Here is a 14,838-nt window from a genome sequence, read left to right as displayed (position 1 = left end):
CAAGCCGGTGTTCCCTTGAAAGATGAAGACTACCTTATTCTCTCCACAATCCATTCGGCAAAGGGGCAGGAATGGAAGTCTGTCTTTGTCCTGAATGCCGTTGACGGATGCATCCCCTCAGATTTGGGTACGGGGACAAGCGAGGAAATCGAAGAGGAGCGACGGCTTCTCTACGTGGCAATGACGCGAGCCAAAGACAGCCTGACACTGGGTGTCCCGCTACGTTTCTATGTCACTCAACAAACTCGCAATGGAGATCGCCACCTTTATGCCACACGAACACGGTTCATTCCAAAGGAAATCCTCAACAACTTCGATCCGGAATATTGGTCCCCCGCGCCACTCCACCCTTCGGCCGCCGTGCCAGCACCGGCGCCGATAGATGTGTCAGCGCGCATGCGGGGAATGTGGGGCTAGGCAAAGCCGAAAGGGAGAAAGGCCCTTAGCGGACATTGGTGCAGCCCGCAGCGAATGGCGGGGTTGCAGCTTATTTTGTTGAAAAACTCCAAGCTGGGGCAGAGCATGGATAAATCGGAGAGCAACGTTCTTCCCATAACGCAATGGGCCGAAAATAGCGAACATTTCGGCGGCGACTGAGAACAGCATTCTGGATTCGAGGTGTCGTCGGGCGGGCATTCGAGTTTTTCAACAGAATAAGCCCAAAGTGCCGAATGCTGCGCATGGTTCGAAGGAGCAGGATGCCTGCTGAGCCGACATTGCGGGTTAGGACCTTGCCGTTGCCCTACAGACCTCATGTCAGAAATACCGCTCAGTTCTAGGAGTATATCTCCCCGCCCATCTGGGTTGTAGATTTGGTTCTAAGCGAGGCGGCTCTTCAACAGATCACCCGATTTAAGAAGGATCGGGTGGCCTACCATCGAAAATGCTGTGTTTATCTGCTTCAGAGCCCGGAGCGTTTCCTGATGGATGTTGCTCGTCTCGATACTTTCTGCGAGCCCCTCGCGCAGGCGGCCGATGTGGCTGCGTTGCAGTTTCTGTTCTACTTTGCGCACCTTCTCCTTTGCCGCCACAAGCGCGCGAGCCTCGGCCGGGTTCTGGTTCATCATCACATTCAAGGCGAGTTGCACGTTGCTGTGAACACGGTCCGTAAAATCGCGAATTTCATCGCGGCCCTGTGGCGAGAATTGAAGCTTCTGCATATCCAGACGCTTGGCGAGGTCCAGCATGATCCGTGCAATGGCATCTGATGCGGAATCGAGGCTGGATGAAATCGACGCAAGCTCCAGTGACCGACGGCTCAGACCCTCGTCCATGCCCTTCTGCCCAAGGCGTGCAAGATAGAGTTTGATATCCAAGTGTGTATTTTTGACCGCCTTATCCTGATCCGCGATCATGCTGGCGGTGGCACTGTCCCATTGGTCATAGAGGGGTTCGACCGCGATCAGCATCTGTTCAATCTTTTGGCCCATCCCAAGCAGTTCTCGCGCGGCGCAGTCAATCGCGCGCTGCGGTCGGTCCAGAAGGGCGGGATCAAGCGCGCTGGCGACTTTCAGAGCGCCGTTCGAGGTGGGTTTTTCGGCCATGAGATAGGACAGAGCGGCCGTTATTGGCCGCACAAACGGGAGCGCCGCAAGCGCCAGAAGCAAGTTGAAGGCAAGGTGTAGATTGATAGATTGTCGGGCGGGCGTCGCGCCAAGTTGTTTCAACAAATCCGGCATCGTCGCAATCAAGAGGACTGCTAGCACGGCACCGCCACCACGCAGGATCAAATTACCCATGACCATCCGCCGTACAGCAAGTGGTGCGGTATAAGTCAGCAGGAATGCGATCAATCCCCCGCCCAGGTTAGCCCCCAGGATCATTGTGGCGGCTGCAGGGGGTGGCAATATGGACTGTCCCGCCAGCGTTACAAACAGCAAAACCGCCGCAACACTTGAGTGAACCCCCCAAGCGAACACAGCGCCGATGACAAAGGCCGTCAGCAAATCGCGGCCGAGATAGGCCATGACGGCTTGCGTGCCAGGATTGGATATCATCGGTTCGGTCGCGCCGCGGATCATGTCCAGCGACACGAAGATCAGCGCTAGCCCGATCATGATCCGGCCAACCTGCCGCGTATTGCTGCCTTCGCCGCGCAGAAAAACCGTGACCCCGATAACAAGCAACAACGGGATCAGGATTGGTTGCCGCACCATCAAGAGCTGTGTCACAACCGCTGATCCCACATCGGCGCCCAGCATGATCGCCAGGCCGGTCGCCGTCGCAAGGCCGCCCTTAGTCACAAAGTTGGACACCAGAACGGCAACTGCGGTGGAGCTTTGCAATAGCACAGCTGCCCCCATTCCAGTTCCCGCCGCAAGCAGGCGGTTCTTGGCGGAATGACGCAGCCAGATGCGCATAGGCGCTGCATATCCCCGCTCGACCCCGGTGCGCACCAAGCGCACAGCCCAAATCAAGAGGGCTGCGGCCCCCGCGATATGGACAAGGATTTGAATGGCGTGCGGATCGTTCACCGGGCGTACTTTCTTTCAGATTGCGGTATCAGAAGGGAAATGGACCTGATCCGGCCACTGGCCCGATACGGATCGTTTGAAACCCTACATCCCACCGATGCAGCAGGCAGCCGTCTTCTTGGGTCATGTATCCAACGGGCGCGTCTGGGCGGCGATCATAGGCGAACGTACTGCAGGGCGATGGGGACGAGATGGCAACGTGCCCCACCAAATCGCTGACCATCATATTGTGGATATGGCCGCAGACGATGCGTAACGCGCCGGAATAGTCGGCCAAGACATCCTGCAAGGCATCCCGGTTGGTCAACCCGATATCGTCCATAAATCCAATGCCGCAGGCAAAGGGGGGATGGTGCAACGCCAAAAGCACTGGCGCGCCACCCGTCTCGGACAATGCGTCTTGCAGGAAAGTGAGGCAGTCTGACGACAGCGTTCCCAGCCCGTGTCCTTCGACCAGGGTATCAAGTCCGATCAGATGGATGTCACCTACCTTGCGGCTCCAGTTCAGCAGGCCACTTGCAGGAAGACCTTCCGCAAATGCGTTCCGCATCGGGTCGCGGGCATCATGGTTTCCCGGGATGACATAGGTTGGCAGATCCAGAGGCGCGACGAGCGCTTTGAACCGTGCATAGCTTTCGGCACTACCGTCGTCGCTCAAGTCGCCACTGACCAGCAACCCATCAACCGGCCCGATCTGATCGCGGATGCCGCTAATCCGCTTAACCAATTGCGCCAAGGCGCCCGCAGAGTCCAGCCGCCCCGACACCAGCGCGCCGTCGGGCACGATATGTGTGTCGGAGATATGTAGTATCACCGTCATTTGATCCCTGCGCGCAGGAACGCCTGGACGAACTGACGCTGGAAGATCAGGAAGGCGATCAGCAAGGGGGCAATGGACATCAGCGTTGCGGCAGAAATGATGCTGATGTCGACGCCATTTTCCGGCGCACCAAAGATTGACAGACCGACCGTCAGCGGCCGTGTCTCGGGCGAGTTGGTCACGATCAGCGGCCACAGGAAGTTATTCCAATGGGTTGAAACGGACACCAGCGCGTAGGCCAGATAAGTGGGTTTCGCCAAAGGCACATAGACCCGCCACAAGATACCCAACAACCCGCAGCCCTCGATGCGCGCGGCCTCGTGCAACTCTATGGGGACGCCCTTGAACGCCTGTCGCATCAGGAAGATGCCGAACGCGCTTGCCATATAGGGCATGCCGACGCCAAGGATCGTATCGAACAGCCCAAGGCGCGAGATCATCGCGTAGTTTTCCACGATCAGGACTTCGGGCAGGATGAAGAGCTGCATCAGCACCAGAATGAATACGTAGTCTTTGCCGGGGAACTGCAGCTGCGCAAAGGCAAAACCTGCCAGTGTCGTCAGAATGAACTGTCCGATCAGGATCACGGTCACCAGCATGAAGGTGTTCATAAAATATTTCAGCCATGGCGCGCCGTTCCACGCCACACGAAAGTTTTCGAACGTCCAAGGAGAAAACAGTTTCAGGTTGACCGCATCGGAGGTCGAATGGGTGGCAGCCCAAAAGGCGAACAGCAGCGGGGCAATCCAGATGATAGCCAGCAGGATCGCACCAAAGCTGTCCATGAATTTGGTGAGGCTCTTCATTGGTAATGCGTCCTTTTATCAAGGTAGAAGAACTGCACCGCCGCCACGATCCCGAGCACAGCGATCACCATGATGGTCATGGCCGCCGCACTTGGCGCATCGAAGAAGGCAAATGCCATCTCCCAAATGTAATAGAGGATCAGTTTGGATGCGTCGGACGGACCACCCTTGGTAAGGATAAACAGGTGGTCGATCAGCTTGACCGAGTTGATCATGGCGTTCACCGCGATGAACAGCGTCGTGGGCATCAACAGCGGCAGCACGATGCGGCGCGTATAGGTCCAGCGACTGGCGCCTTCGATGTCGGCGGCTTCCTTGAGGTCCTCGGGGATCGTCTGCAACGCGGCGAGGTAGAAGATCATGAAGAACCCGGCCTCTTTCCAGATCGTCACGATGATGATGGCCCACAGTGCCGTTTCCGGCTGGCCCAACCAATTGACGGAGGGCAGGCCAAATAGGCTGCCGATCTGGTCCAGCACGCCAAGGCCGGGCGTGTAGAAAAACAGCCACAGGTTCGCGGCGGCGATCATCGGCAGAACAGTTGGTGTGAAATAGGCAGTGCGCACAAATCCGCGCGCGGAAATCTTGGAATTTGCCCATAGCGCCATCGACAGTGCAATAAAGATCGACACTGGGATTGTGACCCCCGCGTAGAGCAGGTTGTTCTTGACCACGAGCCAGAATGTTGGATCCGCGAAGAGCTCGGCGTAGTTTTCAGTGCCGACGAACTCCGTCGGGTTCCGGCGGGTGCCGCGTGAAAACAGGCTCGACCATAGGGTCGCGATCGAGGGGTAAAACGCAAAAAGCGTTAGCAGGACGGCAGCGGGCGACAGCAAAATCCAGCCATAAATGGCCTGCCTGCGGCGTTCGAGGTTGGCATGGGCTGGCATGGCGCGGCTCCGGGTTTTGGGAAAGGACGGGCCGACACGTGACGCGCATCGGCCCATCCGGTTTTTTACTGGTAGTCGCTCAGCAGGCGCACGGCGGCAGCTTGTGCTTCGGCCAGAGCGTCAGCCGGCTCTTTCGCGCCGGTCAATGCGGATTGGATTGCATTGTTCAGGCCATCTCGCACACGGGCTGTTTCGAAAGTCGAGAACTCGGCCACAGCGTTTTCCAGCTGGTTGCGTGCCACGAGAGCAGGCGGGAATTCGGCGGTATAGGCCTCAAGCGCCTCGGTCTCGTAGGAGGCAGGCGACACGCCCATGTAGCCTGTACCGATAGACCATGCAGCCGCCTGTTCAGGCGAAGTCATGAATTGCATCAGCTTAAGCGCAGCCGCGCGTTCTTCATCCGACGTCTCCTTGAACAGGTAGAAGTTGCCACCCCCAGTGGGTGACCCTTTGCGTACATTGGCGGGCAATTCCGCCACACCAAAATCAAAGCTGGCGCCGTTCTTCACCGCTGTCAGATTGCCGGTGGAATGCCACATCATCGCGGTCTGACCCTCAAGAAACGCCTGACGCAGCGTGCCCCACTCGACCGTGCCAGTGGGCATGATGCCATGCTCAGTCGAAAGCGATTTCCAGAATTCCAGTGTTTCCACAACAGATGGATCGTCGAAATGGGTTGTCAGGCCATCGCCCGACATCACCTCTTTGCCGTTCTGGATCGCAAGCGCCTGGAACATCCAGTAGGGATAGCCAGTTGACGGGATCATCAGGCCATACGTGTCGCCCTGGGTCAGGGCCTTGCCCATCTCGATCATTTCGTCCCAAGTTGTCGGCGGTGCCTCAGGGTCTAGCCCGGCTGCGCGGAACAGGTCCTTGTTGTAGTAGGCCACGATGGTGGAGCGCTGAAACGGGATGCCCCATGTCTTGCCTTCGATCAAACTATTAGCCATGAGCGCAGGATAGAAACTGCTGAGCCATGCCTTGTCGGCGTCTGAGGTGGCGACGTCCTCAAACGGGATGATCAATTCCTGTTCGATTAGGTCATAGGCATCGATGGAGAACATCACCGCCAGTTGCGCGGGCTCGCCAGAGGCAAGCGCCGACAGCGCCCGCACGCGGGTGTCATCGTAGTTGCCCGAATAGATCGCATTGACCTTGATATCTGGGTTTGCGGCCTCGAAATCAGCTACGATGCCATCAACGACTTCGGTCAATGCACCACCGACAGCAATCGGGTAGTACATCGTCAGTTCTGTTTCAGCACTTGCAGGGGCGGTAAGACCAACTGCCATGGCCGTGGCCAGCCCCAATCCTGTTGTCGAAAATAGTTTCATCTCTCTCTCCCTTGGTTTTGGTAGTGGTAGTGTTTGCCGGGCGATCACTTAGCCCGCCATCCGTTGTCCCGCCGCGTCAAAGACGTGCAGATTTTCGTCGTGAAAAGTGATGTCGATCTCGTTTCCCTCAGCCATCATCGACAGGCCCGGCTTCAGAACGCACAGCCCCGCCGCCCCTGCGTGATCCAGCCCGATCAACGTCTCTGCGCCCAGAAATTCGCTCTCGTTGACCGTGCAGCTCAGCCGCCCTTCGCCCTTTGGGACAATTTGGATATTCTCGGCTCTTATCCCGATGGTCTTGTCCTCGCCGAAACCGCTTAAAACGGTTGATTTCAACAAGGCCATTGGCGGCGCGCCGACAAACTCAGCCACAAAGGTATTGTTTGGCCTGCTGTACAGGTCCTCTGGCGCGCCAACCTGCTGGATATGGCCGTCTTTCATCAGGACAACAGTATCGGCCATGCTCATGGCTTCGGTCTGATCGTGCGTGACGTAGACCACGGTAATGCCCAGATCACGCTGCAGTTTTTTGATGTCCTTGCGCACGGCGTTGCGCAATTTCGCATCGAGGTTGGACAGAGGTTCATCCATCAGACACAGGCGTTGCCCGGCTACAATCGCACGGGCCAGGGCGACACGCTGGCGCTGACCACCGGACAACTCGCCCGGCTTGCGATCCTCAAGGCCGAGCAGCCCGGTGATCTCCAACGCGCGGTGAAGCTTCTCCAGCCGCTCTTTCTTTGGGACACGACGGACTTTCAAACCGAACACAACATTTTCGGCAACGGACAGATGCGGGAACAACGCATAAGACTGAAACACCATCGACAAGTTCCGGTCAGAGGCGGCGCTTGTCGTCACGTCTTTGCCATCGATCACGATCTTGCCTTCGTCGGGCAATTCTAGCCCCGCCAAAAGGCGCAGCGTCGTCGACTTTCCACACCCCGACGGGCCCAGAAGCGCGGTAAAGCTGCCCTCGGGAATATCCAGCGAGATGCCTTCGACGCCCAACTGGCCGTTCCAACGCTTTCCCACGCCGTCGAGTTTCACAAACGGTGTTGTTGTCATGTTGCATGTCCTTCAGCCACAAGTAGCCTGTCGTTGATTTTTGTCAGCAAAGGCGCGAATTGATCGCCCGGCCGTCGGTCAATGATGATCCGGTCCATGTCGGCAATATTTCCGCCCAATGCCGGGGCCTGACGTCCGAATTTTGAACCATCGATCACCAGGAGGGACTGCTGCGCGTTTTCGCAAATCTTTTGTGTCGCGCGCACTTCGGTTGTGTGGAATTCCAGCAGGCCACCATCGTCAGCAATCCCGGCAGCCCCAAAGACCGCGAAATCAGCCCGGAACCGTCCAAAGAAATCCAGGACTTCGTTCCCCAGAATATCGCGATCCGGCAAACGAACTTCGCCGCCGGGCAAGATGATCCGGTTAGAGACTTCCTCGCTCAGCGCCATCGCCGCACTCAGGTTGTTGGTGATGACTGTCAGCCCCTTTCGGCGGCGCAGAGACTGCGCAACGCTGAGCGGGGTTGAACCAATGGAGATAAACAAAGTAGATCCATCGGGTATCAGATTGGCGGTGGCCTCGCCAATGGCGCGCTTGCCCATCAGGTTCGTGCTCGCACGCTGATCGAATGGCGTGTTCAGAAATTCTTCGCTCAATTCGACGCGACCATGGACGCGGTGCAGCATGTCGCCTTCGCACAAGGCATCCACATCACGACGGATCGTCTGCATCGACACGTCAAATCGTTCTGCCAGCGAGCCCACAGTTACCGCGCCCTGCTCCAATACAAGAGCTGAGATTGCTTCGCGCCGTCTGTGCTTCTTTGATGACATCCCGCCCCCGAACCTCAGTCTTCCGTGACGTTAGTAGGTGAAAAGCAACAAAACAACATTATAATTTTGTAGTTCTCGGCTGATTACCAACAAAATGAGGCGAGAGTGCTGAAAATATGGGTAAAATATGAAACCAGAATATCCATGTTTTGTTGTTTTGTTGTTTTTACTTTCGCTTGAGGTATTTTTCTTTAAGGTGCTCCCCAGTGGGAGATCAGGGAACGAAGTGAGGAAGAATGCTGACAACGCAGACGATTTTTGATCGCTACCAGGAGGTCCGTGCGCGGTTTCCACAGGTGAGCGCTCGCAAGAAATCACTTGAGATCCGGTCATTGCTGGACATTGCAGATCAGGTCGACGCGTTTGTTTTCGATGCATTTGGCGTGCTGAATGTGGGCGAGACGATGATCCCCGGTGCGGACATAAGGCTGGATCAGTTGCGCGAACGTGGCTGTGCCATTCGCATTCTAACCAATGCGGCCAGTTACGACCGCAGCGGCACCATCGCAAAGTTCAAGCGCCTCGGGCTTCGCCTTGAGGACGACGAAATCATCACCAGCCGAGAGGCCGCACTTCGAAATCTGGATCAGGGACATTGGGGTGTCATTGCCTCTGACAACGATCCGCTTAGCGATCTACCCGATACTGTGACGCGCTTGAGAGAAACCCCAGAGGATTATGACAAGGTCGATCAATTCCTGTTTCTGTCAACCGCTGATTGGACCACCTCGCGGCAAGACCTTCTGCTAACAACCATGCAGCGCCGCCCTCGGACTCTACTGATCGGAAACGCAGATCTGGCAGCCCCCCGCGACGATGGATTTTCTATTGAACCGGGGCATTTTGGCCATCAGATTGCTGACCTGTTCCCTGATTATGTCCAGTTTTTTGGGAAGCCCTTCCCCGAGGTTTATGACCTTGTCGAAGCGTCGCTCCCGTCGCTCCCATCGAACCGCATCGCTATGTGCGGTGATACACTTCACACAGATATTTTAGGGGCGGCTGCCCGTGGGTGGCGCACCGTGCTTGTCACCCAAGATGGCTTGTTTGCGGGGTATGATACGCAGCCATTCTCAGAACAGTCTCGCCTCTTTGCCGATTGGCGGCTTGACCGCATCTGAAGGCCTTTGGACAAGCCAATGTTGTCGGAAGTCCTGGTCGAGTTTGCTGATGAGTATTCGCATATCTCGACGCGTTCTTCAGCACCGAGAAAACCCAAGTTCACTTTTGAAATTGATTTTTTCAGAAGTCGCGAAGTGGCGTTGTTGCAGGGATCAACGTTGGCTAGGAACGCGCCCAGCTCGAAGCGGAATTCAGGCGGTACATTGAACTTCGAGCTAATTTGGTAATGTGACCCAACCCCATATCCTCAAGACCCGCACATTAATTTTACGGTGCCCTCTCGGCAGCATGCTGTGCATGCGCCTGCCGGGTAAGAAATGGCTTGAGCAAAAGCATAATACAAAACGCAAACGGCGCTCTTGGCGCAAGCTGCACCTCGGTCTTGATCTTGTCAGCGGCGAGATTGTATGCGCGGACCTAACCAAGGATGACGTCGGCGATCCGACGGCGCTGCCAGGTCTGTTGGATCAAGTCGACGGCCCGGTCGATCTGCTCCTCGCAGATGGAGCTTACGACGGAGAACCAACATCTGATTTGCTAGCCGCTCGGTTCGGATCGACGATCGATGTCACGATCCCACCTCCCAAGAACGCAATATTGAGCCCCAATGCGGCCAAAGACCCGACGGCACGTGACTGCCATATCGCCGAGATCGCAGCCCGCGGGCGGATTTCCGGATAGTTTCCTTGGCGGTTCGGGTCGCGAAAGTCTGACATGGCGCGAGGATTTCATTCGCACGTATCTTGAAAGGGACATCCCATCTTTTGGATTGCGCATTCCGGCGGAAACTCTGCGTCGTTTCTGGACCATGCTGGCTCACGAACAGGGTGGGTTGCTTAATGCTGCAAAGATCGCGGCGGGCTTGGGAGTCTCCGGGCAGAGTGTGGCGCGCTATCTCGACTTGCTGGTCGATCTCATGCTCGTGCGGCGCTTGTCGCCCTGGCATACCTATGCGGGCAAGAGGCTCGTCAAATCACCCAAGGTCTATATCCGCGATGCGGGTCTCACCCATGCACTCTTGGGCCTAGAGATGACAGAAGCGCTTCTTGGCCATCCCGTCGTTGGCGGATCTTGGGAGGGGTTTTGTATCGAAAACCTGATCGCTGCGGCCCCACGGGGCACGGAAGCGAGCTTTTATCGGTCGTCAGCTGGCGCTGAGATTGATCTAATCCTCAAACTGCCGGATCAGACGCTTTGGGCAATCGAGATCAAGCGTACCACTAGCCCTAAAGTCGCCCGTGGGTTTCACATCGCAACCGAAGAACTGGATGTGGCGGAGCGGCTGCTGGTCTATGCAGGTGATCGCGATGTGCCAGGGCAGGCCGTTCTCCGCGCGATGCCCTTGGATCAAGCCATAAAAAAAATTCGAGACCACTAAGTGCAAACCTGCTGTGCGATTTGACGGTCAAAACCTATGATTCTGGCATTGAGCGTAAAGCCTAATTTCAAAGAGAAAGTTCCCTTCCTGTTTTGGGACTGACTGAAGGGATCCTTGTGGGGTTTCCCTGACGGGTCTGGGCCGGTTTCCGGCCTGTTCTTCCCGAAAAGGAAGCTCCCATGAATACAGAAATCTTGCGCGCACTCCGCGCTGATGCCGCCGCGTGGTGGCGGCACCGAGCACTAAGGCGGTGTGGTGAAATTGAAGAAGCACAAAGGCTGGAGCGGGCAACCACACGCCGAGACTTGGGCTACCTCCGCAAAGCGCTCAACAATCCAAACGCTTATGTCAGTTGCGGTGGGGGAGGGACCATTCTTCATCTTGGTCTGACGACTGTCTCCCTCTACGCGCCCGCCGAACGGTTCCTACTTGCGCATATGGCCGTCCGCCTTGGCGTACCGCTGGTTGATACACGGCCAATTGAAGACGTGATTGCCGTCGCCAACCTACCACGTGTCGCAATAAACGACCGTATTGACCCAGAACCCTGGGGGCACCGTAAAGTTAGTACGGTCGTGCCAAAGATTTCTAACGCCCTTGACCTCACACGGCTGAAAATTTTGCAATATCACGCGACGTATCCAGAGCGATCGATCGCATTTCTCGGAAACTAGCTGATGTCATTTCGTGGCCAGGCAGGTGGAACAAGTTGGCAATCGGGTCGTCGATGGAAACGGAACGTCGCAGGTGCCTGCCGGATTTGAACCTCTTCATGATCCTCTCTCGCCGTCGCGTGGGCTGATGGGAGGGCATTGTCACGGTAACTCGACGAACGTGGCGAATTAAGGATAACGGCAGGGGATGAAAAAGATTTCCTATTCCCGCCACCGGTTCCCAGCAGCCGTGATCCATCGTGCTGTTTGGCTCTACTTTCGCTTTCCGTTGAGCTTTCTGCACGTGGAGGAAATGTTTACAGAGCGTGGGATCGATGCAAGCTACGAAACGATCCGCCGATGGATTTTGAAGTTCGGCCCGGCGATCGCAACCAGGGTACGATCCCGCCGCGTTCAGCCGTCAGGAACCTGGCATCTTGATAAAGTCTTTGTCCGCATTGGTGGCAAGCAGACATATTTATGGCGTGCCGTAGACGATGAGGGCGAGGTTCTTGTGGTCCTGGCCCAATCTCGCCGAAACAAGCGTGCGGCCCCAAAATTATGCGGAAACTCCTGAAAAAGCAGAGATACATTCCAGATAAAGTTGTCACCGACAAGCTGGGGTCATATTCTGCGGCGCTTTGCGACCTTGGTTTGGTTCACCTTCATGTCACAGATGGTCGGTTGAACACTCGGGCCGAAGTATCACATCCAATGCCCGGCAGTGGTTTGTCTGCAAAACCATGAGAGGAGGCCGACGCGCCGACGAGAACGCCGAATGGGCCGGTTCAAGTCACCCCGGATCAATGCAGCGATTTCTGTCCGCCCACGATGCCATCTACAACCATTTCAATTCGTAACGTCATCTGATCTCCCGCCCAACTCTTCGTCAAACGCGCGCCTCTGCATATGCGGCGTGGAATGAAATCGTTTCTGTTTAATGTCAGGAACTTACCACCTTGGCGGTACACTTAAGTTAACGTGTCAACGCCTTGCGGAGACTGGTTCGCATTTGTCTGACACCACCCGATGGGCAGAAGTGTGATCCCTGTACGATCGCCAGAGACAATGGAACCGAACTGGCCAGCAATGCCATCCCGAAATGGCAGGAAGATCGAACGGTCGAGTGGCACTACATCGCACCCGGCAATCCAAATTGCGCGTGGTTTGATTGCTAAAATCGGCCTTTCGCTACGCTATGCACTAACACTCAAACTGGACCACCCAAGTGGGGCTGATCATTATCACAAGCCGGGAAATTCGATTGTTACTGCCGCATGATCGCTGGCGTGTGGCCTGTGCCGTCCCACCCCAGCAAGCCGGGGCCCGCGAAACCGCGATGCTTCGCCTCCCAGGCCCTTACGAACCACGACTGGTTCAGAATTCGGCCACCGCTTTGCAAGCTCCGGCGAAGCCAGAATTTTGTCCGGGCAATGGTAGAGACCCGAATGCGGGTCATGATAGGTCCAGCGGTCGCGAGCTGGTAGCCGCTTCATCAAATCGACCGCAAATCCCGTCTCCAGCGGCGCAATTGCACGCTGACGGCTGCCATCGGAGACATCCGGTTCATTGAGATCTCCCAGAATGAGCCAAAGTCCTTCTCCGGGTTTCTCGAAATAGCGTTCGACAAGGCGGCGGGTTGCGACCGCCTCCAGTCTGCGTGTGGTCCAGGCCGCGGCGGCGTCTGGGTAGGGTGACTTGAAGTGGCAAACAAAGAGCGTCAGCGGACCAATCGTGACCATAAGACAATCACGCCGGAAAACTGGCAGATCGGGATCGACGGCTCGGAGTGGGTCTATGCCCACGTCCGCCAATGTGAGCGCGGCGTGACTCCGGGTCGCATCCACGCTGCGACGGGAAAGCAGCGCAACATCAAGGCCGCGTCCATCGTTGCCCGGTATGCATATTCGTTCGCGATATGGAGGCGCTCCAGTCGGCAGCAGATAGTTACGGTGAAAGTGGTCGAGCGTTGCGAGATCGAACACCTCCTGCAGGGCAACGACATCCGCATCGATTTCGTTCAGTAGTTCTGCGGTCAGTCGGCGATCGATCATGTCCAAAGCGGAATCTTCGGGATCGTCGGAATCCCAAGCCCCTCGAAGCTGACAGCTGCCGCCGGTTTCCAGGAGCCTGAGGTTCTGAACATTCAAGGATGCTAAGCGCATGATGCCGAAAAGATTGCATATGCTGGGGCCATCAGGAAGATAGAAAAACAAGGGCGGTTCCCAGCGGGAATGATAGTTTCTTGAGTAAGGGCAACTTGAACGAGAAGCGAGTTGGCGCTTTGCTTTCCTGTTCCTGTAATTCGGCAATGAGAAGGATATGGGTCACATTTCGACGGCGTGCAGTCGCTAGTTATGGCGTTGACACGCCATCGCACATCAATTTTTTTGCCGAAATATCGAAGTGTTTTAAATTAGTATTACTATTTGTCAATGACTTACAAGATTTAACGTTTCATCGAGAAGACGCAATCTGCCGATTGCTGAGTTAATAGGCTTTGTCACGTTAACTCAGATGAGGCAAATAGGCCTGCACCATTCCAGATCACGTAGCCACAATTTCGAACAATTCAGTGAATGCTATTGCGCGAGTTTGATGGAGAGTTTGGCGAGAGATCAGATGACGTTGCAAATTGAAATGGTTGTAGATGGCATCGTGGACGGACAGAAAACGTTGCATCGATCCGGGCGACTTGAGCCGGCCCATGCGGCGTTCTCGTCGGCGCGTCGGCCTCCTCTCATGGTTTTGCAAACAAACCACTGCCGGGCAATGGATGTGAAGCCTCTGCCCGATTGTTCAATCGACCACCCGTGACATGAAGGTGCGCCAGGCCAAGTTCCCGAAGGGCCGGCGAATATGACCCCAGCTTGTCGGTGACAATCTCATCCGGAATGTAACCCTGCTTTTTCAGGAGTTTCCGCATAAATTTAAGGGCCGCAGGCTTGTTCCTGCGCGACTGCGCCAGGACCTCGAGAACATTGCCTTCATCGTCAACCGCGCGCCACAGATATGTCCGCTTGCCACCAATTCGGACAAAGACCTCGACAAGATGCCAGGTTCCCGAAGGTCGAACTCTGCGTGACCTGACGTTAGCGGCAATTGCCGGACCGAACTTCAAGATCCAGCGGCGGATCGTTTCATAGCTGACATTGATCCCGCGTTCGGCCAGCATTTCCTCGACGTCGCGAAAGCTCAGCGGAAAGCGAAAGTAGAGCCAGACGGCTCGTTGGATTATCGATGGCGGAAATCGGTGGCGTGCGTAGGAAATCTTTCCCATTCAACGACAAATACCGGCCGTCAGGCCGATCGTCGAGTTTATGTGACAATGCCCCTACGATAGGCATTGGCGTTGAAGGTTAACATAACCGTACCCACCGATCCAGGTTAACATAAGGGAGCTTACGCGCCTGCAGCATGTAGCCGCAAAGCGATAATGTCACCCCTGTGCAAAGCAGAAATGTCACTCTCTCCATCAAACGAGTTGAGGGAGATTGAGCATGGGATGGGTAATGAT

At 56.0% G+C, this 14,838-nt stretch carries 12 protein-coding genes and 3 pseudogenes; 6 read left to right on the top strand and 9 right to left on the bottom strand.

What is annotated here, in order from left to right:
• A partial coding sequence (locus AC221Y_RS10990; protein ID WP_486707325.1) for a 3'-5' exonuclease occupies positions 1-417 on the top strand: 417 nt, incomplete at its 5' end.
• Between the two features lie 401 nt (positions 418-818).
• Here AC221Y_RS10990 and AC221Y_RS10985 read toward each other — a convergent pair.
• From AC221Y_RS10985 to AC221Y_RS10955, 7 genes are all read right to left on the bottom strand, one after another.
• Entirely contained in the window at positions 819-2,474 is a 1,656-nt protein-coding gene (locus AC221Y_RS10985) for a Na/Pi cotransporter family protein (RefSeq protein WP_299750451.1), read from the bottom strand.
• 28 nt (positions 2,475-2,502) lie between these two features.
• Positions 2,503-3,294 carry a phosphodiesterase gene (locus AC221Y_RS10980; protein ID WP_299750454.1) on the bottom strand — a complete coding sequence of 264 codons (792 nt, stop codon included), beginning with the start codon at positions 3,292-3,294 and terminating at the stop codon, positions 2,503-2,505.
• Entirely contained in the window at positions 3,291-4,100 is an 810-nt protein-coding gene (locus AC221Y_RS10975; RefSeq protein WP_299750457.1) for a carbohydrate ABC transporter permease, read from the bottom strand. The genes AC221Y_RS10980 and AC221Y_RS10975 overlap by 4 nt, the downstream gene beginning before the upstream one ends.
• The gene (locus tag AC221Y_RS10970; RefSeq protein ID WP_299750459.1) at positions 4,097-4,990 is read right to left on the bottom strand and encodes a carbohydrate ABC transporter permease; all 894 of its coding nucleotides are present in this window, start codon (positions 4,988-4,990) and stop codon (positions 4,097-4,099) included. The genes AC221Y_RS10975 and AC221Y_RS10970 overlap by 4 nt, the downstream gene beginning before the upstream one ends.
• Positions 4,991-5,055: 65 nt before the next feature.
• Positions 5,056-6,324 carry an ABC transporter substrate-binding protein gene (locus tag AC221Y_RS10965; RefSeq protein WP_299750462.1) on the bottom strand — a complete coding sequence of 423 codons (1,269 nt, stop codon included), beginning with the start codon at positions 6,322-6,324 and terminating at the stop codon, positions 5,056-5,058.
• Between the two features lie 48 nt (positions 6,325-6,372).
• On the bottom strand, positions 6,373-7,392 hold the full coding sequence (locus AC221Y_RS10960) for an ABC transporter ATP-binding protein (RefSeq protein WP_299750465.1): 1,020 nt from the start codon (positions 7,390-7,392) through the stop codon (positions 6,373-6,375).
• Entirely contained in the window at positions 7,389-8,168 is a 780-nt protein-coding gene (locus AC221Y_RS10955; protein ID WP_299750468.1) for a DeoR/GlpR family DNA-binding transcription regulator, read from the bottom strand. The genes AC221Y_RS10960 and AC221Y_RS10955 overlap by 4 nt, the downstream gene beginning before the upstream one ends.
• A gap of 236 nt (positions 8,169-8,404) precedes the next feature.
• On the opposite strand from AC221Y_RS10955, the gene AC221Y_RS10950 reads away from it, so the two are divergent.
• From AC221Y_RS10950 to AC221Y_RS10930, 5 genes and pseudogenes are all read left to right on the top strand, one after another.
• Positions 8,405-9,289 (top strand): HAD-IIA family hydrolase, encoded by an 885-nt coding sequence (locus AC221Y_RS10950; RefSeq protein WP_486707324.1) that lies wholly within the window; start codon positions 8,405-8,407, stop codon positions 9,287-9,289.
• A 295-nt stretch (positions 9,290-9,584) separates the two neighbouring features.
• Positions 9,585-9,965: pseudogene (locus AC221Y_RS10945) on the top strand (transposase); the annotation flags it as partial.
• A complete protein-coding gene (locus AC221Y_RS10940; RefSeq protein WP_486707323.1) occupies positions 9,898-10,668 on the top strand; it encodes an ATP-binding protein in 771 nt (256 codons plus the stop codon). The pseudogene AC221Y_RS10945 and the gene AC221Y_RS10940, both read left to right, overlap by 68 nt.
• 179 nt (positions 10,669-10,847) lie before the next feature.
• Positions 10,848-11,342 carry a hypothetical protein gene (locus AC221Y_RS10935; RefSeq protein WP_486707322.1) on the top strand — a complete coding sequence of 165 codons (495 nt, stop codon included), beginning with the start codon at positions 10,848-10,850 and terminating at the stop codon, positions 11,340-11,342.
• Between the two features lie 187 nt (positions 11,343-11,529).
• A pseudogene (locus tag AC221Y_RS10930) lies at positions 11,530-12,262 on the top strand (IS6 family transposase).
• A gap of 303 nt (positions 12,263-12,565) precedes the next feature.
• Here the strand turns inward: AC221Y_RS10930 and AC221Y_RS10925 are convergent.
• Positions 12,566-13,486, bottom strand: coding sequence for an endonuclease/exonuclease/phosphatase family protein (locus AC221Y_RS10925; RefSeq protein ID WP_486707326.1), 921 nt, complete (start codon positions 13,484-13,486; stop codon positions 12,566-12,568).
• A gap of 382 nt (positions 13,487-13,868) precedes the next feature.
• Positions 13,869-14,601 (bottom strand): annotated as a pseudogene (locus AC221Y_RS10920) (IS6 family transposase).
• Positions 14,602-14,838 lie beyond the last annotated feature (237 nt).

The organism is Boseongicola sp. (genome assembly GCF_057460485.1).
The sequence above is the reverse complement of the archived record's forward strand: the minus strand, read 5'-3'. Positions and strand labels throughout refer to the sequence as shown.